The 26,775-nt window shown below is 54.0% G+C and carries 23 protein-coding genes; 11 read left to right on the top strand and 12 right to left on the bottom strand.

Translation table 11 applies throughout. The features are described 5' to 3' along the window. Positions 1-141: 141 nt before the first annotated feature. From Q4606_RS17795 to Q4606_RS17830, 8 genes are all read right to left on the bottom strand, one after another. On the bottom strand, positions 142-822 hold the full coding sequence (locus Q4606_RS17795) for a sensor histidine kinase KdpD (RefSeq protein ID WP_303608313.1): 681 nt from the start codon (positions 820-822) through the stop codon (positions 142-144). After that, positions 819-2,468, bottom strand: a complete 1,650-nt coding sequence (locus Q4606_RS17800) for a response regulator (protein ID WP_303608314.1) — start codon at positions 2,466-2,468, stop codon at positions 819-821. The genes Q4606_RS17795 and Q4606_RS17800 overlap by 4 nt, the downstream gene beginning before the upstream one ends. Then, positions 2,465-5,983, bottom strand: a complete 3,519-nt coding sequence (locus tag Q4606_RS17805) for a PAS domain-containing hybrid sensor histidine kinase/response regulator (RefSeq protein ID WP_303608315.1) — start codon at positions 5,981-5,983, stop codon at positions 2,465-2,467. Before Q4606_RS17805 ends, Q4606_RS17800 begins: the two co-directional genes overlap by 4 nt. Before the next feature lie 52 nt (positions 5,984-6,035). After that, positions 6,036-6,542 carry a hypothetical protein gene (locus Q4606_RS17810; protein WP_303597559.1) on the bottom strand — a complete coding sequence of 169 codons (507 nt, stop codon included), beginning with the start codon at positions 6,540-6,542 and terminating at the stop codon, positions 6,036-6,038. Between the two features lie 97 nt (positions 6,543-6,639). Beyond that, a complete protein-coding gene (locus tag Q4606_RS17815) occupies positions 6,640-8,406 on the bottom strand; it encodes a sodium:solute symporter family protein (protein ID WP_303608316.1) in 1,767 nt (588 codons plus the stop codon). A 4-nt stretch (positions 8,407-8,410) separates the two neighbouring features. Next, positions 8,411-8,674, bottom strand: a complete 264-nt coding sequence (locus Q4606_RS17820; protein ID WP_303597561.1) for a DUF4212 domain-containing protein — start codon at positions 8,672-8,674, stop codon at positions 8,411-8,413. 211 nt (positions 8,675-8,885) lie between these two features. Continuing rightward, positions 8,886-9,593 carry a PolC-type DNA polymerase III gene (locus Q4606_RS17825; protein WP_303597562.1) on the bottom strand — a complete coding sequence of 236 codons (708 nt, stop codon included), beginning with the start codon at positions 9,591-9,593 and terminating at the stop codon, positions 8,886-8,888. A 17-nt stretch (positions 9,594-9,610) separates the two neighbouring features. Further along, positions 9,611-11,527, bottom strand: coding sequence for a putative nucleotidyltransferase substrate binding domain-containing protein (locus Q4606_RS17830; protein WP_303597563.1), 1,917 nt, complete (start codon positions 11,525-11,527; stop codon positions 9,611-9,613). 183 nt (positions 11,528-11,710) lie between these two features. Between Q4606_RS17830 and smrA the strand changes: the two genes are divergently transcribed. The 9 genes from smrA to Q4606_RS17875 all read left to right on the top strand — a co-directional run bounded on the left by smrA (position 11,711) and on the right by Q4606_RS17875 (position 19,336). Next, the gene (gene smrA, locus Q4606_RS17835) at positions 11,711-12,292 is read left to right on the top strand and encodes a DNA endonuclease SmrA (RefSeq protein WP_303597564.1); all 582 of its coding nucleotides are present in this window, start codon (positions 11,711-11,713) and stop codon (positions 12,290-12,292) included. 62 nt (positions 12,293-12,354) lie between these two features. Continuing rightward, positions 12,355-12,546: a hypothetical protein gene (locus Q4606_RS17840; RefSeq protein ID WP_303597565.1), complete on the top strand. Its 192-nt coding sequence runs from the start codon at positions 12,355-12,357 to the stop codon at positions 12,544-12,546. A 92-nt stretch (positions 12,547-12,638) separates the two neighbouring features. Then, complete coding sequence (locus tag Q4606_RS17845) at positions 12,639-13,163, top strand: (2Fe-2S)-binding protein (RefSeq protein ID WP_303608317.1); 525 nt, start codon at positions 12,639-12,641, stop codon at positions 13,161-13,163. Position 13,164: 1 nt separating this feature from the next. Next, positions 13,165-15,369 (top strand): xanthine dehydrogenase family protein molybdopterin-binding subunit, encoded by a 2,205-nt coding sequence (locus Q4606_RS17850; RefSeq protein ID WP_303608318.1) that lies wholly within the window; start codon positions 13,165-13,167, stop codon positions 15,367-15,369. Further along, entirely contained in the window at positions 15,362-16,387 is a 1,026-nt protein-coding gene (locus Q4606_RS17855) for an XdhC family protein (protein ID WP_303608319.1), read from the top strand. Before Q4606_RS17850 ends, Q4606_RS17855 begins: the two co-directional genes overlap by 8 nt. A gap of 3 nt (positions 16,388-16,390) precedes the next feature. Then, a complete protein-coding gene (locus Q4606_RS17860; RefSeq protein WP_303597569.1) occupies positions 16,391-17,017 on the top strand; it encodes a methylthioribulose 1-phosphate dehydratase in 627 nt (208 codons plus the stop codon). Next, a complete protein-coding gene (locus Q4606_RS17865) occupies positions 17,014-17,574 on the top strand; it encodes an acireductone dioxygenase (RefSeq protein ID WP_303608320.1) in 561 nt (186 codons plus the stop codon). The genes Q4606_RS17860 and Q4606_RS17865 overlap by 4 nt, the downstream gene beginning before the upstream one ends. Then, entirely contained in the window at positions 17,571-18,260 is a 690-nt protein-coding gene (gene mtnC, locus Q4606_RS17870; RefSeq protein ID WP_303608321.1) for an acireductone synthase, read from the top strand. Before Q4606_RS17865 ends, mtnC begins: the two co-directional genes overlap by 4 nt. A 20-nt stretch (positions 18,261-18,280) precedes the next feature. Beyond that, complete coding sequence (locus Q4606_RS17875; protein WP_303608322.1) at positions 18,281-19,336, top strand: DUF3080 domain-containing protein; 1,056 nt, start codon at positions 18,281-18,283, stop codon at positions 19,334-19,336. Between the two features lie 30 nt (positions 19,337-19,366). Here Q4606_RS17875 and Q4606_RS17880 read toward each other — a convergent pair whose 3' ends face one another. The 4 genes from Q4606_RS17880 to arsC are packed head-to-tail and all read right to left on the bottom strand — an operon-like array spanning position 19,367 to position 22,613. Further along, entirely contained in the window at positions 19,367-21,181 is a 1,815-nt protein-coding gene (locus tag Q4606_RS17880; RefSeq protein WP_303608323.1) for a GspE/PulE family protein, read from the bottom strand. A gap of 29 nt (positions 21,182-21,210) precedes the next feature. Beyond that, the gene (locus Q4606_RS17885; protein WP_303608324.1) at positions 21,211-21,570 is read right to left on the bottom strand and encodes a DUF2069 domain-containing protein; all 360 of its coding nucleotides are present in this window, start codon (positions 21,568-21,570) and stop codon (positions 21,211-21,213) included. Positions 21,571-21,622: 52 nt separating this feature from the next. Further along, a complete protein-coding gene (wrbA, locus tag Q4606_RS17890) occupies positions 21,623-22,228 on the bottom strand; it encodes an NAD(P)H:quinone oxidoreductase (protein ID WP_303608325.1) in 606 nt (201 codons plus the stop codon). Positions 22,229-22,259: 31 nt separating this feature from the next. Then, positions 22,260-22,613, bottom strand: a complete 354-nt coding sequence (arsC, locus tag Q4606_RS17895; RefSeq protein ID WP_303608326.1) for an arsenate reductase (glutaredoxin) — start codon at positions 22,611-22,613, stop codon at positions 22,260-22,262. Positions 22,614-22,739: 126 nt separating this feature from the next. On the opposite strand from arsC, the gene Q4606_RS17900 reads away from it, so the two are divergent. Both Q4606_RS17900 and dnaE read left to right on the top strand, forming a co-directional pair. Next, positions 22,740-23,153, top strand: coding sequence for a TlpA disulfide reductase family protein (locus Q4606_RS17900; protein WP_303597629.1), 414 nt, complete (start codon positions 22,740-22,742; stop codon positions 23,151-23,153). 48 nt (positions 23,154-23,201) lie between these two features. Further along, positions 23,202-26,684, top strand: a complete 3,483-nt coding sequence (gene dnaE, locus Q4606_RS17905) for a DNA polymerase III subunit alpha (RefSeq protein ID WP_303608327.1) — start codon at positions 23,202-23,204, stop codon at positions 26,682-26,684. Positions 26,685-26,775 lie beyond the last annotated feature (91 nt).

The following is a 26,775-nucleotide window of genomic DNA, read 5'->3' on the forward strand; positions in this document are numbered from 1 at the left end:
CATGTGAGAGTAGGTCATCGTCAGACTCTTAATACCGAAAAGCCCCGACAGCTTCGCTGCCGGGGCTTTTTTTTGTTTGAATTATGGCTCAGAAAATTGACTGTTTAGTTGTTCCGGGAGCTGTAGTAGTCGTTGCTGCTGTTATGGAAGCCAGATCTCGAATACGCCGCCCCCAAGGGGGCCGTCATTGTGCAGCTTGATGTAACCAGTTCGCTCTCCCTCGCTGTGGAGGTCTGCTACAGCAGAAACGAAGAATAAACCAAGGCTTGTGCTGCCAGTGTTAAAGTCCAGGGATTTGAAGCTCAGCGTGCCGGTATGCTGCATGCTTTCCGGATAACCCTCACCATCATCTTCCACACCGATAACGAGATAACCATCACGCTCATTGGCGGTTAGCCTGATTCTCGATTTGGTATAACGAATAGCATTGTTGAGTGTGTTATTAAGGGCGCCTGTAAGCAGGTCAGCATCGAAAAAACCATTGATTGAGTCGGCATCAATGTCGTAGTCGATGCCCAAGCCTTTCAGGAGCGGGGTGTGTCTGGCTAGGTGCTGAGCTAGAAAGTCGGGAACAAAGTGCTCTTCAATGTGTGCAGAAAGGTTGTTGTCACCCAGTCTGTAGATTCCCAGAAGCTGTACGAGGTCGTTGTGTATCCGTTCAGCTTCATACTGCAGAGTATTAAACTTGGTGGAGTCATTGAGTTTGTCCTCGTTCTCTGCCCTTAGTTCATCGAGAGAATTTAGCAGCATTCCCAGAGAATTCTTCATGTCATGTACGGCAAGAGCCAGAACCATGGAGAAGTCGATATTCCGGTTTTTCATAGGTTCAGTGCCTTCAATTTGCGTTGCAGAGCGCGGTAGCGGCGATATTGTCCGTGCTGCTCCGGCAGTTTAGTCAATTGATTGAGATACTGCTGGCAGCTCTTAAGGAGCTCTTTGTTCGACGTGTCGCCTTCATACTCCTTCATCAGAACCTGAACCTGATTAAGATTCAGGGCAGGGTGGTCCGGAATCATCTCAAGTGCTTTCCCAAATATGCTCTTGGCCTTCTTGAGATTACCTGACTCAAATGCTTCTATCCCATCCCGGTTCAGACCACGAGCTCTGACTTTCATACGAAAGCTAACGGGTTCATCCAGCAGGCTTTCGATCTTCTTGAGAGTGACTGGGTCATCGCCGAATTGATTCGACAAGTCTCCAAGAAGCGATTTTGCTTCCTCGCCGTAACCAAGGCGGAAGAGAGTCTTTGCATAGTCCAGGCTGGTTTCAAGGTCGGGTGAAGGCATCTTCTGAACTAAGGGGCGAATGCGCTCAAGTATTACCTCGGCTTTGTGGGCCTGCTCTTGGCCGGCGTATATTCGGCATTGAATAATCTCGCTGCGGAGAACGACAGCGTCGCTATCGGGAAATCGCTTTTCCATACTGTTGAGAGTTTTAATAGCCTCTTTGGCGAGTGCTATTCCCTCGATCTCTGTATTACCGTCGCTGAGGTCACCCAGCGTTTGGCTGAGTGCAAGATAATTGTTTGGACTGTCGTGAATGGAGTGCGTCCCGAGGTCAACAGTTCGCCGCCATGCCTCTGCTGCTGTAACCAAGTCCTGGTTCGACTCTGCCAACTCTGCCAAGTGCTTCTGGCGAAGCAGGGCATTGGGTGAATAGTTAGTCGCCCGCTCGAGAACTTTCTGTGCGTGGCTCGGCTTGTTCTGGCGCTCTAGCCCCTCCGCGAGAAGGTCGTAAGCCTCCATGTAGTCTGGATGGCTGGCGATCAGTGCCCGCAGACCCGCGACAGCTTCATCGTAGCGATGGTTAGCCAGCAGTACTTTGCTGCGTCCGAACCGCGCCCAAGACAGCTCTCTCTGGGAAAGGACCTCATCGTATACTTTAATCGCATGGGTAAGATCGCCTAGCCGAAAATAGAGCTCGCCGAGGGTTTTCATGAGCCAGGTTTTATGGCGTGGCATCCGGGGAATAGCCTGAATGCATAGTGAGATAGCTTCCGGGTAATTTTCCCGGTCGATCTCCCGGTTGATCGGAAGCAGAGCATTACGTTGGCTAATCAGGCTACCGAGGCGTTTTTCCAGCATAGCGAGGTTGATTGGTTTGGTAAGGTAGGCATCCGGCTGGTACTCACGGGCGCCCATAACCATTTCCCTTGACGTCTCTGATGTCACCATTAGAAACAGGGATGACCGTTGGAGCAGCTTTTTGTGGCGAAGTTCTTCCAGGATATGCTGGCCGTTCTTGCCTTCCCCAAGATTGTAGTCGCAGAGAACCACGTCAACGTGATTATATGTGCAGTACTGAACAGCAGCCTGGGCGCGTGTAACCAGTTCGATGTTATCTGCGCCGCAGCTGCGAAGCATGTGACGCATAGAAAGCCGGAAGTTCTCGAAGTCGTCGATTACAAGGTAGGCGAGTTTGCCGAATGCACTCGCATCAGAGTCGGACTTGATGTCAGGTGCACTCATGAGCGCTTCTGTTTCAGCAGTTTGTTCACCATGGCCCTCAACGCCGCGGGTTTAACCGGTTTGTAGAGGATTTGATAACCTCTTTCGATCGCATCTTCGCGAACTTCCGTTGCCATATATCCGGTTATCAAGATGCCCGGTATGTCGTGCCCAACTGCGATGCGTATGGCGTCCATCGCGTCGAGACCATTCTTGTCATCATCAAGCTGGTAGTCCGCAAGTATAATGTCGGGTTGTTTGGAGTGTAATTGCTCCAGGGCATCATCGAGGCTATGAGCTGCGGTAATATCGCACTGCCAATTCCCCAGAAGCGCCACCATTCCCTGCAAAATGGCAGGGTCATTATCGATGCAAAGTACTTTCAGCCCTCCGAGGCTGGAGACTCTCCGGGAGCTGGGAGCCGCTGCTTCAGCAACTTGGCTTGACTGATGCGAGGAGGTGAGAGGAACAGTTATGCCGAATACGCTACCCTTGCCCTGAACGGATTGGACACTTACGGGATGGTTCAGTATCCCGCTGATGCGGTCAACGATTGCCAGCCCCAGGCCCAGCCCTTTTTTGTCCCGGCCTTGCTGAAAGCGCCGGAATTCCTCAAAAATGAAGGTCAGCTGGTCTTCCGGTATGCCCGGGCCGGTATCCCACACCTCTATGCGCAGATACCCCTTCAAGCGGCGGCAACCCAACAGAATTTTTCCTTCTGGCGTATAGCGTATGGCGTTGGAAAGGAAGTTCTGTACCACACGGCGTAAGAGCTTGGAGTCGGAGCGAACCCAGGCACTGCTTGGCACGACGTGAAGCTTTAGACCCTGGTCTTCGGCAATGGCGGTAAAGTCGGTAGCCAGATGGCGCATAATGTCGCTAACCGGGAATACTCCAATGTCTGGCTCAAGCGCCCCGGCATCAAGCTTGGAAATGTCGAGCAGGGTACTGATGATTTCTTCTGCAGCTCCGAGTGAGCTGTCGATGTGGTCTACGAGTTCCTTGTTTTCGGCATTATTGGCTTTCCCGGCAAGGGCAGAGGTAAACAACCGTGCCGCATTCAGTGGCTGCAGTAGGTCGTGACTGGCAGACGCAAGAAAGCGGGTTTTGCTCTGGTTTGCCTGCTCGGCAACAGACTTCGCTTTGAGCATTTGCTCGTTGATTACCTGGAGCTCCTGCGTGCGTTCTCTAACCCGTTGTTCCAGGTAAATGTTGGTTTCTTTCAGTGCTTGTTCAGTGCGGCGCATCGCCGTAATGTCCTGGAATGTCGTGACATAGCCCCCACCCGGGATCGGACTACCATCTACAAGCACGACTGTCCCGTCTGGCCGCTGGCGTTCGTAAGAAATATGCTGACCTTCACGCATACTGGCGTAGTGGTTCGTGATGATTTCATCGATACGGCGAGCCGGAAGGTTTGCGTTGGTGAGGTTGTAGCGCATCAGGTCTTCGGCTGGGCGCCCAACTCGTACAAAGCCTTTTGGGTAAGTGAAGAGCTCCAGATAACGGTGGTTCCAGACCACCAGCTGCTGTTGCTGGTTAACGACAGAGACGCCAATGCTTATATTCTCGATCGCTGACTGCAGCAACTCCCTGCTGAAAGTCATGGCTTGAGATGCTTCGTCAACGATACTGACCACATCTTCAATCTGCATGTCGCGACCCGTGAGAGTCGATTCCAGAACCACCCGGGCGGTGGAGGCGCCTATTACAGACGCCAGTTGGCGTTCTATATATTTCATCAAATGAGATGAAGCCGGGCGATGTGGGTGGAGTCTTATGGCGTTGCGTCGTCCATAATTACGGAAAATGATCTCCGAGCGTTCCTCGCCCATGAACCTGTCAGTAAGAGCTTGCAGGTCTGCTGTGAGTATTTCCCCCTGCCAGCTTTGATGCTGAACCGTATCCCCTTTGGGGCTGGGCTCATGAAAAAATGAGGCAATCTGGATTTTCTCGCGGACTCGTTGGCGGGTGAGCAGTGAGAGTGTTATGTACACCAGAGTATTGATACCGAGGCTCCAGATAATGCCATGGCTGGTCTGGTCGAGTTCAAGCCCGAACAGCGCTGTGGGCCTTGTCCAGCTCAGGCCCCAGATACCCTGGTTGATCAGGGAGTCGGTGAACCAGCCTGTAGAAGCCAGTGCCGGGAGCAGTAGCGTGTAACACCACATTAGAAAGCCCAAACCGAGCCCCCAGGTTGCACCTGTAGCGTTTCCGCGACGCCAGAGGATACCTCCGACCAGGGCAGGGCCGAACTGCGCGGCAGCGGCAAATGACAGCAACCCGAATGATGTGAGGCTGTAATCCTCTCCTGCCATCCGGTAGAAGCCGTAGGCCGTCAGTAGAACAACGAAAATCGCCACCCTGCGAATGCCAAGCAGCAAAAAACTCAGATCCGCCTGGCGGTTCATCCTTGGACGGAAAAACTTGAGCAGCGCTGGCATGATGATTTCATTGCTCACCATCGTGGCAATGGCGACGGAGCAGACGATTACCATGGCAGCAGCAGCGGATCCGCCACCCAGGAAGGCGAGGATGGCCAGCCATTCTTTGCCCGCCATGATTGGTAACTGCAGGATCAGGATATCCGGGTCACCGCCTACGGCCTCAGGCGCCAACAAACCTGCAGCAGCAATAGGCAAAACGAAAGCGCTGGCTACCACCAGATAGATTGGCATAGCCCAACGTGCAACTTCAAAATCCCGGGGGTCGGCATTCTCGACGACCATGACGTGAAACTGTCTTGGCAAGCAGATGATGGCGAGCATCGCCACCAGGGTTTGGGTAATAAAGGCAGGAGCTTCGATAGCATCAGTGGTCAGAATGCCAGTCAGGTCAGCCTGCTGTATATTTGCAAACAGGTCCCCAAAGCCGTTATAGAGCCCGTATCCAACAAAAAGTCCGACGGCAACAAAGGCAACAAGTTTGATAAGCGATTCAAAAGCAACGGCTTGAATCATGCCTCGATGGTGTTCGGTGGACTCCAGATGGCGAGTGCCAAACAGCACCGTGAATACTGTCAGGGCCAGGGTTATGTACCAGGCGGCATCGTTCCAGGCCGCAGTAGTCAGCCCCCCTGCATCGGAGCCCGTGTCCGATAAAACACTGAAGCCCATGGCAATAGCTTTCAGCTGCAATGCGATATAGGGCACGCTGCCAATCAACGCAAAGGCCGCGATCATGGCGGCTAACAGCTGTGACTTGCCGTACCGGGAAGCAATGAAATCCGCTATGGATGTGCTGTTGTTGCGTTTGCTTATGTGAATAATGCGGCGCAGTAGTGGTGCGCCGAAAATAAAGACCAGCAGGGGCCCCAGGTAGATTGGCAAAAAGCCCAGCCCTTCCTGGGTGGCACGGCCAACGGCGCCGTAAAATGTCCATGAAGTAAAGTAGACCGCCAGTGACAGCGAATACACATGGGTTCGTGCAAGGCGTTTGCGATAGAGCCCGGGGTGCTTGTCTCCTGCCCACGCGATGATAAACAGAATCGAAATGTAGGTTATAGAGATTAAAACCAGCAGCCAGGCACTAATCATATTTATAAACTTCCGTCAGGTCGTGCGAATTACCTGGTTCCTTACCGAAATATCAGCCAGCACATACGGTAGAGAAAAGCGGGTCGTTTCGGTCAAGAACTTTGAGGTTGTCTACCCTTGGCGTTCCATCGGAGCCAATGGGGACGACCTCGCGGGTCTTGCAGTTAATAATATGAACCCGGTGGGAAACCGTATCTGTCATTTTCTGCTCAAAACGGTAGAGCGTGAACCGGATGATCTCCGGGTTGTCGGTGTCCTGTGCGATGCTGTCCGTATCCACAGTGGAGAACGCTGTTACATACGGGAATGCCAGCGACCAGGGGCGCCAGAAAATCCCTTTGCTCTCTGTGCTCACAACCACAGCTTCATCTGGCAGACGTGACTGTTTATGGTCAAACCAGATGTATTCGCCGTAGATAAGATAGCCAAGCATACCAGCTCCGGCAAATACCGGAATAATCCACTTAGGCGCCCTGCTGCGGGTGGCGGCCCGGATTCCCAGGGCGATGCCGGCGGCGCCCAGCCCGCAGAATACAGTGGCTACAAGAGTCCAGAACATAAATGTGATTCCTTAAAAAAGAACGGGCTTCCTCTTAGAGGAAGCCCGTTCAGTAATAACCTGTCAACTCAATGAGTAAAGCAGGTCGGGTTGTTGCTTAGTGGTCTTGAGCTTGTCCCGCACCACGTGGGTAGCGAACGCTCTCAACCAGCTCCTGAATTTCAACGGGCGGCTCTTCAGTCGCGTTGGATACAGCGAAGGCTACCGCAAAGTTGACGATGGCACCAATTGCACCAATCGACAGTGGGGAGATGCCGAGTACCCAGTTCGCCGGAGTATCCGCAAGATTTGCAGTACCCGGTATAAAGAACCATCCCTTGTACACAAAGATGTAGGTCAGGGTGAACGCCAAGCCGCACAGCATACCTGCAATTGCGCCGGTGTTGTTAATGCGTTTGGAGAAGATACCCATCATCAGAGTCGGGAACAGGGATGCGGCGGCGATACCAAATGCCAGTGCCACAACCTGAGCCGCGAATCCGGGAGGATTGGCGCCAAGGTATGTTGCCACAACTATCGCTACGGCCATCGATATACGGGCTGCCAACAGCTCGCCTTTATCCGTAATGCCCGGGTTGATTGAGCCTTTGATCAAGTCGTGACTGATTGCCGACGATATCGCAAGAAGCAGGCCTGCTGCTGTCGATAGTGCGGCAGCCAGACCACCTGCGGCTATCAGACCGATAACCCAGCCAGGGAGATTGGCAATTTCCGGGTTGGCAAGTACCAGAATGTCACGGTTTACGTCCAACTCATTGCCTTCCCAGCCGCGAGCATCAGCCTCAGCCTGGAATGACGGTGCATCGTTGTAAAGCTGGATGCGGCCATCTTCGTTTTTGTCTTCAAACTGTATCAGACCCGTAACTTCCCACTCTTTGACCCACTGTGGACGAGCGTCATATTCAATCGGCTCGGCGGCAGTGCCATCAGGATAGATGGTTGTCATCAGGTTCAGTCGAGCCATGGACGCAACAGCCGGGGCTGTAAGGTACAGCAGCGCGATGAATACCAGTGCCCAGCCAGCAGACCAGCGAGCATCTGCAACTTTGGGAACGGTGAAGAAGCGAATGATAACGTGCGGAAGACCGGCAGTACCGATCATCAATGTCAGAGTGAACAGCACCATGTTCAGGTGGCTATCAACATCCGCAGTGTATTCGTTGAAGCCGACGTCGCTGATGATCTGATTCAGCTTATCGAGAATCGGCATTCCGGAATCAATATGAGTAGAGAACAGGCCAAGTGCAGGAATCGGGTTGCCGGTCAGCTGCAGCGAGATGAACACCGCGGGGATGGTGTAGGCAATGATCAGTACACAGTACTGAGCAACCTGTGTATAGGTGATGCCCTTCATGCCACCAAGTACGGAGTAGATGAAGATGACGACAGCAGCGATCATCAGGCCTGTTGTGGAATCAACTTCCAGAAAGCGGGAGAAGGCTACGCCTGCGCCGGCCATCTGACCGATAACATAAGTCAAAGATGCAACGATCAGGCAGATAACCGCAACCAGGCGCGCATTTTTGCTGTAGAACCGATCGCCGATAAACTCCGGAACCGTGAACTTGCCAAACTTGCGCAGGTAAGGTGCCAGGAGCATGGCCAGTAGAACATAACCGCCTGTCCAGCCCATCAGGTAGGCAGAACTTGCATAGCCGCTAGCAGCGATGATGCCTGCCATGGAAATAAAGGATGCCGCAGACATCCAGTCGGCACCAATTGCCATGCCGTTGGTGATAGGGTGAACGCCGCCACCGGCAACGTAGAAGTCTTTGGTGCTGCCGGCCTTGGCCCAGACAGCGATGAGAATGTAGATGAGGAATGACCCACCTACGAACATGATATTGATTCCAAATTGGCTCATACGCTTATTCCTCGCTCACGCCGAATTGTTCATCGATTTTGTTCATGCGCCACGCGTAGTGGAAAATCAGAGCAATGAACGTGAGGATGGAGCCTTGTTGAGCGAACCAGAAACCCAGATCTGTGCCCCCGATAGGGATACCGGCAAGCATAGGCCGCAGAAGAATTCCGAAGCCGTAAGAAACCAGAGCCCAGACAATCAGGCTCCCGAATATAAGGCGAAGATTCGCCTTCCAGTACTTTTCAGCGTCGTAACTATGACCTGACATAGGATTACTCCTGTCTTGTTGTTGTTGATCTATGGTGGTTTTTCGGTGAGCTGAGCGAGCCAGAGAGTTTATTATTCATATTAGTACTTCCCCTACTTGTTCTCCTCTACGACTCTACCTGTCAATCGATTTATAGATATTGGCAAAAAGTCTAATTCTGGGAAGTTTGCTGTGACAGGCGTCTGTTTTTTAGTGGTTTCAAATACTTGGGCTATATGCGGTGTATATCTTTCAGGCGGCGCTGGTACCGCAATTTGTCGTGCAGTTCCCGGAGGGTTTTCAGACCGTTCTTACGGGCTTTGTTCAGGGCAATCAGAGTCAGTTCAGCAGTCGCCAGCGCGTCTGAAGCTGCGTGGTGTCTTGCGCTGACCTCCAGCCCAAAGTGGTCCGCCCAGTTATCCAGGCCTTTACCTTTGGTAAGGGCGTCCGGGAAAAATGCGGGCAGAATGTCAGCTACGTCCATCCAGGTATGGTTTTGGGTGTAGCCAAGCTCTGCCTTCAGGGTTTTCTCCAGAAACTTCTGGTCAAATGCCGAGTGGTAGGCCAGTACCGGATCGCCATTCATCCATTCCAGTAGAAACAGCAGTGCATCTTCGGTTTCATGCCCCTGGGTCAGCGCCTCGGGTCCTATACCGTGAATAAGGACAGTCTTCGTGATGTCCAGCTCAGGGCGCTTCAGGATCAGGTCAAACTGATCGCTGAGGTCAATTGCTCCCCCTTTAATCGCGACGGCACCAACGGCAATGACTTCATCCTTGGCTGGATGTAACCCTGTAGTTTCCAGGTCGAGGACGATCAAGCGGCATTCGGAAAGCAGCTGATCACCCGGGGTTTTAGGGTTAGGCATGTTCTCTGGCGCGGTGTTACCGGTTTGGCCAGCGCGGCGACGTTCAATCCACTGTCTGATCTGTTCCAACATGGGGCGGCAGCCTGGATTCAGAGTTGGTAGGTAACTTCGAGTTTCTGCTGCAAGCGCTGGGCCTGCCGGAAAGACTCACGGAGAATGCGCCGATCTAACTGGTTCAGATCATCCGGATCTATGTAGTTGGAGAGCTCTTCGCCCCGCTCAAGCATTTCCTGATGTGACCGCATGCGGATGGCCTGAATCAGGCTGTAAGCATCTTTCCAGGCAGCGGCGTCTTTTGCTTCGAAGACCTCTTTCTCAACCAGTTCGTCCATTCTCTCAAGCGTATTTGCGCTTTTAACCCCGTTGGCAAGTGCAAAAACGCGTACGGCCTCAACGAAAGGTGCGAGGCCCTGGCGTTTCAGATCGAGGCTGTGCTTTTTACCCTCAGACACAAAGCGAAAGTTCCGGAACATAGTCAGTGCCGGTTTTCTCTGAAACGCATTCCCGGCTAGCATCTTCTGGAAAAGGGCATTTTTGCGGACCCTTGTTGAAACTCTGTCCAGCAATTCGTCCAACTGCTCTTTTGGTCCGAATACCGCGCGCATATCCAGGAAAATAGAGGAGTAGACAAGATTTTGCGGTGTGGATGCATCGATGAAGCGGACAAACCAGTCATCCCATTCGCGATCGCTCAGGCACAGTTTTGGGTTGCTGGCCATAATGTTTCCCTTGCACAGGGTAAAGCCGCACTCTGCAAGCTCGTCGTTGACGACACGGGCGAACGGCAGCAGTTTTTCCCTGACCTGGTCTTCCGTCATGCCCTCCGGTGTCTGGAAAAGTATGCCGTTGTCCTGGTCTGTCAGCAGCGTTTGCTCCTGCCGTCCTTCGCTGCCAAAGGTCAGCCAGGTGAAAGGAATGCCCGGATCGTTTTTCTTGATGTTGAGCTCAAGTACCCGTCGCACAGTAACGTCGTTGAGCGTGGTAATAATTTTCACAACCTGACCGGAGTCGGCACCATGGGCCATCATGGCATCGACCAGTCTGGAGACGTCGGTGCGCAAACTGACCAGGGTTCGTAAATGCGTTGCGGTACCTATGGTGCGGGCGAGATTAACCAGATCGACGCGCTGCAGAGAGAAAAGGTCCCGCTCCGAAACCATTCCTATCAGGCGGTTGTCTTCATCGACCACACAAAGGTGAGCGAAGTGATGCTCGGCCATCAACATGGCTGCATCAAAAGCATCCGCATGGGCTCTCAGGCAGCAGGGGTTTTTGGTCATTGTCTGGCGAACCGGTGAATCCAGGGTGCAGGTCTCTTCCGCAATCATGGTGCGCAGGTCGCGTAGGGTGAAAATGCCTGTTGGATGCCGGCTGTCATCGGTAATGACAATGCTGCCAACGTTGTTTTCGTGCATTCGCGCAACGGCCTTGCGTATCGGCAAATCCGGAGAGCATACAATGGGGTTGCGATGGGCATAGCGTTCGAGAGGTGTGCTCAGAGATATGCTGGACCCTATGGATGCCATGGCGCCGGTTTGTATACGCTGGTTAACTTGGTCGAGCAAGCTGCTGACACCGCGCAAACAGAAATCCCGGAAGGGTTCACTTTCGGAAATCAGGGTAACAAAGGTGTTCTGCTCTATGCTCAGGCAGAAGGTATCGCCAGTCGCACGATGTAGCGTTCGAGTTGGGCGTTCGCCTATGATGGCGGCTAGAGGAAAACACTCTCCCTGGCTGATCTCAAACGTGGTTTCTGTCTTTTCAGCCTTTTCATTATGACGTTCGCCACGGATCCGTCCCTGTTTTACAACGTAAAACCTGTTAACGATTCCGTCTTCAGCAGAAAGGACCACATCGCCATCTGCATAGAAGCGCAGTGTGGCGTGTTCGGCGAAGTGGGCGAGATGGTCGTCGTCCATATTTGAGAAGGGTGCATGCGCCTGCAGGAACCCCATAATAGAACGGGTATTCTGGGGGCGTGTCGTGTCCTGATTCGCTGCTGCCATAGCCGGTTCCACTTGCTCGTTATTATTGTCAACTAACAGTGTAGTCCACAGGTGTGGGTGTTCACTCTACGATTTTGGTCGCAATGTGATGATCATAGCACCGCGCAATCTCCCCGTTTTCTTTATGGGGAACGCGCCGGGTGGTAAAATTCTCCCATTCAAAAGGTTATTTAAAGCACGGCCATGACTACCAAAAATGATCGCCTCAGCTTTCTTGAGGAAATGAAGGATGTCCGGCGCATCCGAAAGCCCAATCGCGCCGAGATAGCCACACCCCGTGAGCTGACGCCCGGCCATCTGGAGCGTCAGCGGGCCGCTGTTGAGAAACCATTCAGCGACGCTAACCCACTGACCTCTGACATTGTCGATCCTTTAACGGCGCACGACATACTGTGCTGGCAGCGGCCCGGTATTCAGCATGGGGTTTTTCGCAAGTTCAGGTTGGGCCAGTACCCCATCGAAGCCAGGTTGGATCTGCACCGGATGACGGTCGAGCAGGCACGCAGGGATGTATTCAGGTTTATTGGTGATTGTGTCCGCTATGGCCTGCGTTCAGTCATCATCCTTCATGGAAAGGGAGAACGTAATCCCGACGGGGTGGCACAGCTCAAGAGCTATCTCGCGAAATGGCTTCCGGAACTCTCAGATGTGCTGGCGTTTCATTCGGCCCAAAAACACCATGGTGGAACCGGTGCAGTCTATGTCATGGTGCGGAAAGGTGAGCGGGAAAAGCAGAGTAACCGGGAGATCCACGGTACACGCTAAGAACTACAAGGTGTCGGTTACCGTAAATATTTGGCCAATTCATTGTTAAGCAGGAGTTTAGTATGAAGAAAACGTTATTAATGATGTTTTCGGTACTGGTTCTGGCAGGTTGTCAGGATCGGGTCATCTGGGACGATAACGGTAAGGTTGAAAGTGCGACAGAGAACCGGGAGATCTGGGATTCTAATGGAAAAATGAAAACCGGAGAACGGGACATCTGGACCAACAAAGAGGGCGAGAAAGTTATTAAATAAAGGCGTGCAAGATGCCTGACAGATACGTTTCGGCAAAGATAAAACTAATAACCCGGAAGACAGAGCCGGGACGATAACGGGAGAGAGTAGGCATGGCACTGAGCCTTACAGTTAACGGCGAGCTGCACTCGTTGGATATAGAGGGTGATACCCCTTTGTTGTGGGTATTACGCGATGAACTGGGGCTCAAGGGCACCAAGTTCGGGTGTGGCGCGGGCCTTTGCGGTGCCTGCACGGTGCATCTGAATGGGCAGCCTGTGCGTTCCTGCTCTACATGGGCAGAGGCCGCAGTGGGTGGTGAAGTGACGACCATTGAAGGTCTGGCAGAGGATGGTAAGCTGCACGCCCTGCAAAATGCCTGGATTGCAGAGGGTGTGCCGCAGTGTGGCTACTGCCAGTCTGGCCAGATCATGAGTGCGGCTCACCTTTTGGCAACCAATCCGGCGCCAGCCCGGGACGATGTTGTGGCGGCTATGACCGGCAACCTTTGCCGGTGCGGCACCTACTCGCGAATTATTGCCGCAGTTGAGTCTGTGGTTGAAAGTTCTTCGGTGGAAAACTCTTCGGTAGATAGCTCTCTGGCTTACGATGCGGCAGCCGTCAGGGAGATAAGCTGATATGACGATGAACCGACGCGACTTTCTCAAGGTAAGTGCTGGAACGTCTGGCACTTTGATGCTGTCCCTATCGCTCCCTGGGTGTTCCGGAATGCCGACTGGATACAAGCAGGAGACGGGTGAGTGGAAGCCGGATGCCTGGCTTGAAATAACGAATAACGACGAAGTCCATTTTACACTGGCCCGGGTTGAGATGGGGCAGGGTACCTATACCGGGCTTACCACTCTGATTGCAGAAGAGCTGGAAGTTGAACCGGCGGCGATCACTCCCAGATTTGCGCCTGTGGCGCCGGAATATCGCAATCCTTTGTACAAATTACAGTTAACCGGTGGCAGTACCAGTATAGCGACGAGCTGGGAGCCGTTGCGCACGGTAGGTGCGTCGGCGCGGCAAATGCTCATTATGGCAGCAGCAAGAGTATGGCAGGTGGATGCAGCCGAATGTTCGGCTCGCGAAGGCCGGGTGATTCACCCCAATGGTCGGGATTCCATGCGCTACGGGCAGTTGGTAGAGTTGGCATCGAAAGAAGTCCTTCGCGGTGATATCGCACTGAAACCGGTTGCCGAGTGGAAGTACATTGGCAAGCAGGGGGGCAAGCTTGATGCCCACGCCAAGTCTACTGGTACAGCAGTTTATGGCATTGATGTTGAGCTGCCCGGAATGGTTTATGGCGTGGTAAGCCGGCCGCCCCGTTACGGTGCCAGAATCAAGGCGTTCAATGGGGACGAACTCCGCGCCATGCCCGGCGTCCTCGATGTGTTTGAGATTGAGCGCGGTGTCGCGATCGTCGCCGACAAGTACTGGCGCGCGCGAAAAGCTCAGGATGCCTTGAAGGCTGAGTGGGATAATGAGGATGCGCTGTCGCTTTCTACCGACGAGGTGTTTGCGTCCTACCGCAAGGCCGCCGAAAAGGATTCCGGGGAGTCTGAGCGCAGCGAAGGCGACTATGAAGCTGCTGTTGGCGAAGCAGGGAAGGTATTTGAGGCGGAATACAGCCAACCCTACCTGGCTCACTCCACCCTGGAACCCATGAATGCCACAGCATGGTACCGCGGTAACACCATCGAAGTCTGGGCGCCGACCCAGGCTCCGGATCTCGGCCGTATTGCCGCAGCCCGAGTAACCAATCTTTCTCCGAGTGACGTTACGATCAATACCACCTTTCTAGGTGGCGGCTTTGGTCGTCGCCTGACTCAGGACTACATCGAAGAAGCCGCAGCCGTTGCATATCGGATGAAAAAACCGGTAAAGCTGATCTGGTCGCGGGAAGAAGATACGCAGCACGATTTGTATCGCCCGGCCATGTTGCACCGGATGCAGGCTGGCTTTGAGGGCAACCAACTGACCGGTTGGCACCATCAAATCATAGGTCCCCAGCTATTGGATTGGTATGTACGCAACGCCGCACCAGCTCAGTATCCCTGGGCGCCGAAGTTCATGTACGACACCCTGGGTAAGGTAGGCTTGCTCGCCGAAGGTATCGCCACGCCCAAGGATATGTCCGCCATTGAAGGCGCCATAGAGTACCCCTACAACGTACCCAATATAGACATCCGCCACACCCATACCGACCCCGGCGTCCCCGTGACGTTCTGGCGCTCGGTGGGCTACTCCCACAATGGCTTTGCTGTTGAAACCTTCACGGATGAACTGGCTTACGAAACCGGACAAGATCCCTATCAGTTCCGCCGCCAACTGCTGGTGGGTCAGCCCCGTCATCTGGAAGTGCTCGACAGAGCTGCGCGCATAGCCGGCTGGAATACACCTGTTCCGGAAGGTCGCGGGCGCGGCATAGCCCTTTTCAAGAGCTTTGGAACCTTTGTTGCTCAGGTAGTGGAAGCTGGAGTGGAGAACGGAAGCATCAAGGTTTACAAAGTGGCTTGTGCCGTGGATTGCGGCCAGGTGGTTAACCCGCGCATCGTAGAAGACCAGATAGAAGGCGGGATTATCTTCGGACTGACCGCTGCACTCTACGGCGAGATAACCCTCGAAGATGGTGAGGTGCAGCAGAGCAACTTTCACGATTACCAACTGATGCGCCAATATGAATTGCCAGAAGTAACGGTAGATGTTGTGCAGAGCAGCGAAGCGCCAACAGGCGTTGGCGAGCCAGGTGTGCCCCCGGTCATACCGGCTCTGGGTAATGCGCTATTTGCGCTGACCGGCAAACGTCAGCGCAGCTTGCCTCTGAAAGCTGATGCCTGACACCTCAGCGGGTCCGATGGCCGGAGCCCATGAATCGGTCATCAAAGATGTTTTGTCATGGCTTGAGCAAGGCCGGCGGGTATGGTTGTGCACCATTGTGGACACCTGGGGATCATCACCGCGCCCGGCAGGCTCGTGGCTGGCGGTCAATGATTCAGGGCAATGGAGTGGTTCCGTGTCGGGCGGCTGTCTGGAGGAAGATCTCCTGCGCCGTACCGCCGAGGAGGGCGCGGACTACCCGGTTCTCGTCGATTACGGCATCACTGATAACGACCGTGACGATTTCCGTTTGCCGTGTGGGGGCAGTATCCGGTTGCTGGTAGAGCCGTTGGGTAATGCTTCCGGTACAAACAGTGCAGCAATTGAGCATGTGCGACAGTTGGCGGAATCGCTGAAAGACCGGGGCTCAGCCATGCGTCGCGTTAGCCTGCAGGGTAGCATTGCTTTGGAACTTGCAGTGCCTGGTGCTCGCCCGGGAGTTGTATTTAATGGTGAAGAGTTACGCCACACGCTGCAGCCTGAGTGCCGGCTGTTGCTGATCGGAGCCGGTGAGGTAGCCCGTTATGTGGCTGAGTTTGCGATCGCCGCGGACTTTAACGTAACTCTGTGTGAGCCGCGGGAAGCCTTTGCATCCGGTTGGGGTTACGACCACCTGCCACTTGACCGGCGTTTGCCGGACGACTTGATTACAGGTTTTTTTGACGACCCATGTTGTGGCGTGCTCGCACTGGCCCATGATCCGCGAATCGACGACATGGGTTTGCTGGCGGCGCTTGAGTCCAGCGCCTTCTACATCGGTGCAATGGGGTCCGCTCGAACGTCTGAGGCGCGGCGCGCTCGCCTGGCCTCCCTTGGCGTTGATGAAAATGTTTTGAAGCGATTACGGGCGCCGATAGGTGTTGATATTCCCAGTAAAACCCCTGCAGAAATCGCCATTTCTGTTGTTGCTGATCTGATCAAGGAGCGGCATCATTTGCGAACAGCCTTCGAGCCCTACACCTCAACCTTGGGAAAATAATCCGTGTTTGATGTAAGCCGTTTCGCCATTGTTGCCCAGTCCATCATGGATGCCGGGCGTTTTCTGTTCGGGCGGGGATGGTCTCCGGCTACGAGCAGCAACTATTCGGCCCGTTTGGATAGTGACCACATCGCCATCACAGTATCAGGCCGGCATAAGGGCGAACTGGAGGCGGGTGATGTCATGGTAGTCGATCTTGATGGCAGGCCGGTGCAGAGTAATTGCCGTGCCTCGGCAGAAACCTTGTTACATACGTCGCTGTATCAGATCTTTCCAGATGCAGGAGCCGTTCTCCACACACACTCCGTGAGCGCAACGGTTCTGAGTCGGCTGTTGCCTGAAGGCGCCTCACTGAAGCTTGAAGGCTATGAATTGCAAAAAGCGTTTGATGGCATTGATACCCACGAATCGATTTTGACAGTGCCGGTTTTCGAGAACACTCAGGACATTGAGGCGTTGGCACGGGAAACCCGGGAATGGTTTATGGCAAACCCGGAACAGCCGGGCTACCTGATCCGCGGGCACGGGCTATACACCTGGGGTAAAACTATGGCGGATTGCCTTCGGCACGTGGAAGCCTTTGAATTTCTGTTTGAATGTGAACTTGCAACTATGAGGGTTCGCCCATGACGACTCTGAGCATTTTTCATACACATAACCCCAGTGCAGCTGGAACAGTGACCAGTGATGCAGTAGAAATTGGTCAATTATTAAACAATGTCGGTGTTCGCTTTGAGCGCTGGCCAACGCAGGATTTGCCGGCGAACGCGTCCGCTGAGCAGATCCTGGAGGCCTACAGCGAGGAGGTTGCGAAGCTGAAGGCAGAGAGTGGTTTTCAGACTGCCGATGTTGTGAGCCTCAACCCGGGCAACCCGCAGAAAGAGGCATTCCGGCAGAAGTTCCTGGATGAGCACACCCACAGTGAAGATGAGGTGCGCTTTTTCGTACGCGGGCAGGGAATATTCTATTTGCACCTTGGTGATCAGGTGTTTGCTGTGCAGTGCCAGAGAAACGACCTGATCAGCGTACCCGAAGGTACCCGCCACTGGTTTGATATGGGGCCGGAGCCTGAGTTCACCTGCATTCGGCTGTTTACCAATCCTGAGGGTTGGGTTGCAGAGTTTACCGGAGAAGATATTGCCGAGCGCCTGCCGCGTTTTGAGGCGCTGGAGAGGACAACTCTATGATACGCGTGATTCTTACCGATATTGAAGGCACAACCAGCTCGATTTCTTTTGTGCACGATGTGTTGTTTCCCTACGCCACTGAGCATATGCCGGGATTTATTCGTGATCAGCAGGATGATCCCGAAGTGTCAGAGCAGCTTGACCTGTTAGCAGAACAATCCGGTACGGACCGGGGCGATGTGGAAGCGCTGATAGAAACGCTCCAGTCCTGGATTCGTGAAGACCGGAAGGCAACGCCGCTTAAGACGCTCCAGGGTTTGGTATGGGAGCAGGGTTATCAGCATGGTGAGTTGAAAGGCCATATCTATGAAGATGCCGCAAAGTACCTTCAGCAGTGGCACGATCGTGGGCTGCGCTTATACGTTTATTCCTCCGGTTCGGTAAAAGCCCAGAAACTGATTTTTGGCTTTTCCAGTGCCGGCGATTGTACGCCGTTTTTCTCCGGTTATTTCGATACCCGGATCGGTGGCAAAAAAGAGCCAGATGCCTATCGTAATATTCTCAGTGAACTTGGTGTAGAGGCTGGAACCGTAATGTTCCTGTCCGATGTCGAAGCTGAGCTTGAGGCCGCGGAGGCCGCAGGTATGAAAACCGCCTGGTTGATTCGGGACTCTGAGGTGCCAGAAACAGAACGATTTGTTGCCCGAAACTTTGCCGAAGTGGACGCCCTGCTGCAAAAGCGATAGCCAACAGCTGTGAGGTAACCATGCCCGGAAACCGACCTGTCAGGCTGTTTGCCTCCTGCGTGATTCTGCTTCTGCTGGCGGGTTGCAACCCTTTTTCAGAGGTTCGTCCGATGATGGACGAATACGTAGAGAGGGTTAGCCGTGTGCTGGACACAGAGCCCGAGTATTCCCGGATTCCTGCCACGGACCAGATGCCAAGGCGCCGCAACCGTGTGTTGCCTATGCCCGAGCTCGAACTGAGCATGCTGGATTTTTTGTCGTTATACGGTTGTGAGCTGCAATACGTGGTTGGCGAGAAAAATTCCGTTATGGGCAAGGTGATGCAGCCCCTTAACCGCCTGCGCTATGAAGTTCGCTTTATCCGCGCTGCCGGTGATTGCCTGAAAACGGTCGAAAATGATGAACTTCAGGAAGTTTTAGAAAAGGCTATTTCCAGTAAACGCGAAACACTGCCAATTGCTGTCTGGAATGCGACTTGGGGCGTGGAAGAAGTGGAAACACTGTTCACGCTTGCCAAGGGCGAGTACCCGATTACGGCTGACGATCCGCTCTCGGATCTTGCTCGGGACGTTCGTCAACTAAACGGCTCTGTGGCGGTACTGATGGAGCAGGATCTTGAGGTGGACCTGGGCTTTTGGGGTGATGTGCATCAACGCTGGCAGGCGGAGTACCGGGCAGGCCAGTTGATTAACAGCGCCCGGCTTGTCACAGCCCGCCTCGGGGATGCCACAGGCATTATCCGTCAGCGGCTTGATAGCCGCCCGCTATGCCTCAATGGCAAGCCAAATAACCAGTCTGACATAGTTCAGAGCATGTTTTTCAGTATCTATATCGAGAAAGTACAACCCTATCTCGCGGACTTGCGGCGTGCACGCACAGATCTGATTAAGCCACTATCCGAGCTGGCAACCATGCAGGCTGATGTTATGCCCGATCAGTTTCGCGTGTGGTATCAATCAGCGCTGGCTCTGGACGGGCGTGAAAGCGTATGGGCGAGTCTGGATGCCGCAGTAAATACTCATACCAAAGCCTGGCAAGCGCTGCTGGAGCAGTGTGGGTTGAGGCCCGGGGCCTAACCTTCGTGACTCTTCTGGTTATATCCGCTGTCAGCGCTGGCTTTCCGGCGTTACCCTGAGAATTTCCTCAACGGTGGTCAGGCCGCTGGCTACCTTTTGTGCGCCGCTTAGACGCAGTGATTTCATACCCTCCCGGTAGGCGCTCAGTCGCAGCTTTTCCAGTTCGCATTCATCGGTAATCTGACTCGTTAGCGCGCCTGAAAGCGTCATGATCTCGTATACGCCAGCGCGACCAAGGTAACCTGTATTGCGACACTCCAGGCAACCAACCGGCTTGTGGAACTCTTGTGGTGCAGGTGCTTTCCAGGGTCTTGTGAGAGTCTGCCACGCCTGAACATCAACCGGGGCCGGCGCTTTACAATGGGGGCAGAGGGTGCGCACCAGGCGTTGGGCCATAACCCCCAGTACTGTTGCACGAATCAGATACGGAGGAATACCCAACTCCATCATTCGGGTCAAGGCGCTCGGTGCATCGTTTGTATGCAAGGTTGAGAGTACCAGATGACCCGTGAGTGCTGCTTGCACTGCCATTTCAGCGGTTTCCAGGTCACGGATTTCACCGATCATGATGATGTCCGGATCCTGCCTCAGCAAAGCCCGGATACCGGAGGCAAAGGTAAGGTCTATATTGGTTTGGACCTGCATCTGATTGAATGCGGCCTCAACCATCTCGATAGGGTCCTCAATAGTGCAGACATTAAGCTCGGCAGTCGCAATTTGTTTCAGTGTGGAGTACAGCGTTGTGGTTTTGCCGGAGCCCGTAGGGCCAGTGACCAGCACTATTCCGTGGGGCTTCGAGGTTGCCTCCTGCCAGCGCTCCCGGTCATCTCGGCTGAACCCCAGTTGTTCGTAGGATTTCAGCAAGACGTCCGGATCAAATATCCGCATCACCATCTTTTCCCCGAATGCCGTCGGCATGGTGGCCAGTCGCAGCTCTACTTCTTTGTTGTCGGGCTTTCGGGTTTTCAGGCGGCCATCTTGTGGCCGGCGCTTTTCGGCGACGTTCAGGCGCCCCAGAATCTTGAGCCGGCTGGTAATAGCCATGCCTACGTGTTCAGGGAACTCATAAACGCTGTGCAAAACGCCGTCAATCCGGAAACGAACATGGGTCAGCGTTCGTCTTGGTTCAATGTGAATGTCGGAGGCGCGCTGATCAAAGGCGTACTGCAACAGCCAATCGACGATGCGCACAACGTGTTGGTCATTGGCATCTGCGCTGTCACTGGCCCCCAGGTCCAGAAGCTGCTCCAGATTCTGATGGCCTGCGCTATTACCCGGCGCCTGGCTGCCGCTGGCTTTATTGACGGAATTTGCAAGCTGGTAAAACTCCACGGAATAACGGCGGATATTTTCAGGATTCGCTACCACGCGGCGGATGTCTTTGCGCAAGGCCTGCCGCAGGTTGCCTTCCCAGTCATTCTTGAAGGGTTCGGCACTGGCTACCAGGATCTCGTCCTGCCTGATCTCTACAGCCAGAATGCCGTGGCGCTGGGCGAACGCATATGACATGACCCGGGCAATCGCAGGTGTATCTATTTTCAGCGGATCAATGTGGTAATAGGGCTGGTCAGCCCAGCCTGCCAGCCATTGCGTTAGTCGCTCAAGATCCAGGGTCGCACCGCTTTTTTCACTGGAAAAAGCGGCAATCGCCACCAGCTCCAGAGGATGACGTTTTGCTGACTGATTGCTGGCTGCGCCCAGGTTGGCAGAAAGCACGCGTTCTGCGTCTTCCTGGCTGATTTCGCCGTCGCTCACCAGTGCTGTGCAGATATCCCGCAAAGTCAGCGTGCTTCTGGGTGGCGCTGGCGGTCGTGATGGTTGCGTTGTTTTGTTGGGCTCGGCCATTAAGTATCACTTTCCGGTGCTGGAGTATTTCAGCCTGTCACTCGCCGATTCACCTTAAGATGCACCATTGCCACGATAAACAGCAGTAAGGTGAGCAACATAAGAATGACGGGGCCTGCTGCACCCTGGCTTAGCCAGGCTGACACTACCGCTTGAGTGAAATAAAAGATAACCACGAATGCCAGCCAGATATAACCACGATTGTTGCCTTTGAAAACCGGTATTGCCAATGCCAACAATGGGATTAATTTGACTGAAAGTATCAACGCTAACGAAACGCCTTCGACCGGTGCAGGATAGAAGGTTGTAACCAGCAGGACAGCCAAAACGGACAGATAAAGAAACTGGGTTGCCCGCGCGGTGTATCGGGCTTTGGGATTGTACAGCATTGTGAGATTCCAAAAGGTATAAAGAGCTTTACGTGGCGTGGCTGTATTCGTCTCAGTCTGCCAGTTTGAGTGCCAGGTTTGCCAGGCGTTCGCCAAAGAGCTGGCAGAGGGCTTTTTCATGTTTGCTCAGGGGCAGCTGTTCGGCAGTCCCGGCCCAGTGCGATGGACCATAAGGTGTACCCCCGGTTGTCGTTTCGCTAAGATTTTTATCTGTGTAAGGCAGGCCGCACAGTAGCATGCCGTGGTGAAGCAGCGGCATCATCATGGTTAACAGCGTAGTTTCCTGGCCGCCGTGCAGGCTTCCGGTCGAAGTAAAGGCGCCTGCCGGTTTACCGACCAGTGCTCCGCTTACCCAAAGATCGCCGGTGGTGTCCATGAAATGCTTTAAAGGCGCTGCCATATTGCCGAATCTTGTCGGGCTGCCGATGGCCAGGCCCGCGCAGTTTGCCAGGTCTGACTTGCTGGCAAAGGGCGCACCGGCATCCGGAACGGGGGGCAGTGAGGCTTCTGTATCTGGTGAGACCACTGGAACGGAACGTAGCCTGGCTTCGATTCCGTTCACTTTTGCGACACCCCGACCTATCTGGGTGGCCAGCTCTGCAGTCTGCCCGTTGCGGCTGTAATAGAGAATCAGAACATAAGGCAGTTGCTCGGGCATTTTAGTGTCCTTTAAGTCGACAGTGGTAAAATCAAAGAATCGAGAGAACGTTTTCCGGGGGGCGGCCCACGGCGGCTTTGCCATTGACGAGAACAATTGGCCGCTCAATCAGTTTCGGAGTTGCTACCATAGCAGCAATGAGCTGCTCGCGGCTCAGATCCGGGTTGTTCAAGCCAAGTTCCTTGTATTCCTTTTCGCCGGTGCGCATCAGTTCACGGGGCTGATAGCCGAGTGCATCAAGAATATCTGAAAGTTCCTGCTCTGTTGGCGGCGTTTCCAGGTAGCGTATAATTTCCGGCTCGATGCCCTGATTGGTCAGTAACTCAAGAGCCTGACGGGATTTCGAACAGCGGGGGTTGTGGAAAATCCGGGTGGGTTCTGTCATCTTCGTGCCTGTTTGTTGAAATGGATGCTGCAACTATAGAGTGTGGCCCGCAGTCTAACAGGAGGTTTACCCGTGCAGAACCCTGTCGTCTCCCGGCTGATCCGGAGGGTAGCTATTGCAGGTGCGTTGGCTTTGGTGGCTTTGCTGGCAGGCTGTCAGAAAGTCGAACTGGAGCGAGCAGAAGGTCAGAAGCTAGCGTGGGACACTCTGCGCGGCCAGTGGGTGCTGGTTAACTATTGGGCCGAATGGTGCAAGCCCTGCCTGGAAGAAATTCCGGAGCTCAACGAGCTGGATAAGGCACCGGATATTACCGTTCTGGGGGTCAATTTTGATGCTGTGAAGGGTGATGCCCTGGTGGATCTCGGCAAGCGCATGGGTATTGAGTTCACCATGCTGGCAGAGGATCCGGGCCCGGAATTCGACTGGAAGCTTCCGGTTGCCTTACCGGCTACCTTTATCGTGAACCCCGACGGAAACCTTCTGGAGGCCCGCTTTGGCCCGCAGACAGAAGAAGAGATACGGGCATTGATTGGCGGCTGAACACGGCCGGCTTTTTAACGAATTTACATGCAGGAACTACCTGAGTTTATGTCGCAGACATTTGTACATCTTCGCGTGCATTCTGAACACTCCATGGTGGACGGCCTTGTGCGCGTTAAACCGCTGGTCAAGCGCGTTGTAGAGCTTGGCATGCCGGCCGTAGGCCTGACAGAGCAGTCCAACATGTGCTCGCTGGTCCGGTTTTACAAGGCGACAACCGGCGCGGGTGTAAAACCTGTTATTGGCGCGGATCTATGGCTGGAGAACCCGGACGAACCGGAAGTTCCCTTCCGCTTGACGCTACTGGCCCGTGATGACAAGGGTTATCTCAACCTCACAGAAATCATCTCTCTTGGGTATACCGAAGGGCAGCGTTACGGCAAGCCCATCATTCAGCGCAAATGGCTGGAAAGCAGAACTGACGGTCTGATTGCCATGTCCGGCGCGAAAATGGGCGATGTGGGTAAGGCTTTGCTGTCTGATAAGCCAGAGCTGGCAAAAGCGAGAGCCGAGTACTGGATGAACCTGTATCCGGGCTCTTATTATCTGGAACTGCAGAGAACTGGCCGGCCTGGTGATGAAGACTGTCTGCATATGAGCGTTGAGCTGGCCGAGAAAATCGGGCTCCCGGTTGTTGCTACCAACGACGTGCACTTTCTCGAAGCCGACGACTTTGAGGCTCATGAGGCCCGGGTCTGCATCGGTGAAAGCAGGGCTCTGGACGACCCGCGCCGGGACCGCCGCTTCAGCGACCAACAATACCTCCGCAGTGCGGAGGAAATGATTGAGTTATTCAGTGATATTCCTGAAGCCATCCAGAACACGGTTGAGATAGCGCGGCGTTGCTCTGTGACCGTGCGTATGGGCGAGTACTTCCTGCCCAATTATCCGGTGCCTGAAGGCATGACCATGGACGAATACTTCCGAAAGGTGTCTGAGGATGGCCTGGAAGATCGTCTGGCAAAAACCCTTCCCAAGGACGATCCCGATTACGACAGCAAGCGTGAAGCCTACTATAAGCGTCTGAATTTCGAGCTGGATATCATTATCCAGATGGGGTTCCCGGGTTACTTCCTGATCGTAATGGACTTCATCAAGTGGGCCAAGAACAACGGTGTTCCTGTGGGGCCGGGTCGTGGTTCAGGTGCCGGCTCGCTTGTGGCTTATGCCCAGCTGATTACCGATCTGGATCCGTTGGAATACGATTTGCTGTTCGAGCGTTTTCTTAACCCTGAACGGGTGTCCATGCCCGACTTTGACGTCGATTTCTGCATGGAAGGTCGGGATCGCGTCATTGCCTACGTGGCTGAAAAATACGGCCGTGAAGCGGTTTCCCAGATTATTACCTTTGGAACCATGGCTGCCAAGGCGGTGGTTCGTGATGTTGCCCGGGTGCAGGGCAAGTCATACGGTCTGGCAGACAAACTCTCCAAGATGATTCCCTTTGAAGTGGGAATGACATTGGGTAAGGCAATTGAACAGGAGCCCACGCTGAAGGAATTCCTTGAGCAGGACGAAGAAGCCCAGGAAATCTGGGAAATGGCTCTCAAGCTTGAAGGCGTGTGCCGAAATGCTGGTAAGCACGCCGGTGGCGTTGTCATTGCACCCACAAAGATTACCGACTTCTCGCCGCTGTATTGTGATGATGAAGGCGGTAGCCTGGTTACCCAGTTTGACAAAAATGATGTGGAAGAAGCCGGGCTGGTGAAGTTCGACTTTCTCGGCCTCCGAACGCTGACCATCATTGATTGGGCGCTCAAAATGATTAATCCACGGCGAGCGGGCCGTGGTCTGGCACCCTTGGATATCAACGAGATTCCGCTGGATGATCCGGCGTCGTTTGTGATGCTGAAAAAGGCCGAGACAACTGCGGTGTTCCAGCTGGAATCACGCGGCATGAAGGATCTTATCCGCCGCCTTCAGCCAGATTCCCTGGAAGACATGATTGCCCTGGTGGCTTTGTTCCGCCCGGGCCCCCTGCAGTCGGGCATGGTTGATGACTTTATCGACCGAAAGCATGGCAAGCAGCCGATGTCGTTCCCGCATCCGGATTATCAGTACGAAGGCTTGAAGCCGGTTCTGGAGCCCACCTATGGGGTCATCCTTTATCAGGAGCAGGTCATGCAGATTGCTCAGGTGATGGGGGGCTACTCCCTGGGTAATGCGGACATGCTCCGGCGAGCTATGGGTAAGAAAAAACCCGAAGAAATGGCCAAGCAGAAGCAGTTCTTTCTTGATGGATGCGAAAGCAACGGTATCAACAAAACCCTAGCGGAAAATATCTTTGACCTGGTGGAGAAGTTCGCGGGTTACGGCTTTAACAAATCTCACTCAGCAGCCTATGCACTGGTCTCCTACCAAACATTGTGGCTGAAGGCGCACTATACCGCTGAGTTCATGGCTGCGGTTTTGACCGCAGATATGCAGAACACAGACAAAGTGGTCACGCTGGTCGAGGAGTGCCGCAACCTGAAGCTCGATCTGGTGCTGCCAGATGTAAGCCGTTCGGAATACACGTTTACAGTGAACGATGAAGGCCAGATTGTTTACGGGCTCGGTGCGATAAAGGGGTTGGGTGAAGGTCCGATCCAGGCCATTGTGGAGGGGCGGGCCGACGGCGAGCCTTACCAGGACCTGTTCGACTTCTGTCGCAAAGTTGATCTCAAGAAAATAAACAAGCGGGCTATGGAGGCCCTTATCCGTTCCGGCGCCATGGACAAGCTGGGTGCCAGCCGTGCTCAACTGATGGCGAGCATACCGAAAGCGGTTCAGCAGGCGGATCAGCAGTCACGCAATGAGTCCGTTGGCATGATGGACATGTTCGGCGAAATGCTGGAAGCCACTGACGGTGGAGACCCATACGCAGACGTTGTCGGCTTGCGGGAATGGCCGCAGAAGCAACGCCTGAAAGGTGAGAAAGATACGCTTGGCCTGTACCTGACAGGGCACCCGTTTGACGAATATGAGCGGGAAGTCCGGCGTTTCGTGCGCTCATCCATTTCCGACCTCAAGCCGAACAAATCACCTCAAAGGGTTGCAGGGCTCGTGGTTGCGCAGCGAACTATGAAAACTCGTACCGGTTCCACCATGTGCTTTATTACCCTGGATGACCGGAGTGCGCGGATTGAAGCTACGCTGTTTTCGGAAGCATTCTTTGAAAACCGGGAGCTGCTGCAATCGGATCAGGTGATTGTGGTTGAGGGGCAGGTGAGCCACGATGACTATTCCGGCCAGATGAAAATGCGCGTGAGCTCGGTCATGGACGTGCCAAGTGCCCGGAGGCAGTTCAGCAAAGGCCTGAAACTGAATTTGCGTGCCGATCAGCTGCAGAATGGCCTGCTTGATAAAATCGACAGTACGCTCAGACCATTTCGCTGTGACGGTAGCCCGGTCTGGATTGAATACAGCAGCCCGGACGCCAGCACCCGGATTGAACTGGGGGAAAGCTGGCGGGTGCAGCCGGACGACAACCTGCTGCTGGAGCTTAAATATCTGATGGGCGACCAGTGCGTGGAACTGGTCTATGATTGAGTGAACAAGGTGGGATGCTGCCCGAATATTAAATATTTGTCAGATTGCGGACTCATACCAATGTCCGCTTTAGACGTGATCCGGGCGCTGC

This window comes from Marinobacter sp. 1_MG-2023 (genome assembly GCF_030549045.1).
GTDB lineage: Bacteria > Pseudomonadota > Gammaproteobacteria > Pseudomonadales > Oleiphilaceae > Marinobacter.

Bases quoted from the DNA above. Each gene is read 5' to 3' on its own strand.
- Q4606_RS17830 (WP_303597563.1), bottom strand. From the start codon at position 11,527: ATGGCAGCAGCGAATCAGGACACGACACGCCCCCAGAATACCCGTTCT.
- Q4606_RS17800 (WP_303608314.1), bottom strand. From the start codon at position 2,468: ATGAGTGCACCTGACATCAAGTCCGACTCTGATGCGAGTGCATTCGGC.
- Q4606_RS17810 (WP_303597559.1), bottom strand. From the start codon at position 6,542: ATGTTCTGGACTCTTGTAGCCACTGTATTCTGCGGGCTGGGCGCCGCC.
- Q4606_RS17820 (WP_303597561.1), bottom strand. From the start codon at position 8,674: ATGTCAGGTCATAGTTACGACGCTGAAAAGTACTGGAAGGCGAATCTT.
- Q4606_RS17795 (WP_303608313.1), bottom strand. From the start codon at position 822: ATGAAAAACCGGAATATCGACTTCTCCATGGTTCTGGCTCTTGCCGTA.
- Q4606_RS17875 (WP_303608322.1), top strand. From the start codon at position 18,281: ATGCCCGGAAACCGACCTGTCAGGCTGTTTGCCTCCTGCGTGATTCTG.
- Q4606_RS17825 (WP_303597562.1), bottom strand. From the start codon at position 9,593: ATGTTGGAACAGATCAGACAGTGGATTGAACGTCGCCGCGCTGGCCAA.
- mtnC (WP_303608321.1), top strand. From the start codon at position 17,571: ATGATACGCGTGATTCTTACCGATATTGAAGGCACAACCAGCTCGATT.
- wrbA (WP_303608325.1), bottom strand. From the start codon at position 22,228: ATGCCCGAGCAACTGCCTTATGTTCTGATTCTCTATTACAGCCGCAAC.
- Q4606_RS17805 (WP_303608315.1), bottom strand. From the start codon at position 5,983: ATGATTAGTGCCTGGCTGCTGGTTTTAATCTCTATAACCTACATTTCG.
- Q4606_RS17850 (WP_303608318.1), top strand. From the start codon at position 13,165: ATGACGATGAACCGACGCGACTTTCTCAAGGTAAGTGCTGGAACGTCT.
- smrA (WP_303597564.1), top strand. From the start codon at position 11,711: ATGACTACCAAAAATGATCGCCTCAGCTTTCTTGAGGAAATGAAGGAT.
- Q4606_RS17880 (WP_303608323.1), bottom strand. From the start codon at position 21,181: ATGGCCGAGCCCAACAAAACAACGCAACCATCACGACCGCCAGCGCCA.
- Q4606_RS17865 (WP_303608320.1), top strand. From the start codon at position 17,014: ATGACGACTCTGAGCATTTTTCATACACATAACCCCAGTGCAGCTGGA.
- Q4606_RS17845 (WP_303608317.1), top strand. From the start codon at position 12,639: ATGGCACTGAGCCTTACAGTTAACGGCGAGCTGCACTCGTTGGATATA.
- Q4606_RS17855 (WP_303608319.1), top strand. From the start codon at position 15,362: ATGCCTGACACCTCAGCGGGTCCGATGGCCGGAGCCCATGAATCGGTC.
- arsC (WP_303608326.1), bottom strand. From the start codon at position 22,613: ATGACAGAACCCACCCGGATTTTCCACAACCCCCGCTGTTCGAAATCC.
- Q4606_RS17815 (WP_303608316.1), bottom strand. From the start codon at position 8,406: ATGAGCCAATTTGGAATCAATATCATGTTCGTAGGTGGGTCATTCCTC.
- Q4606_RS17885 (WP_303608324.1), bottom strand. From the start codon at position 21,570: ATGCTGTACAATCCCAAAGCCCGATACACCGCGCGGGCAACCCAGTTT.
- dnaE (WP_303608327.1), top strand. From the start codon at position 23,202: ATGTCGCAGACATTTGTACATCTTCGCGTGCATTCTGAACACTCCATG.
- Q4606_RS17840 (WP_303597565.1), top strand. From the start codon at position 12,355: ATGAAGAAAACGTTATTAATGATGTTTTCGGTACTGGTTCTGGCAGGT.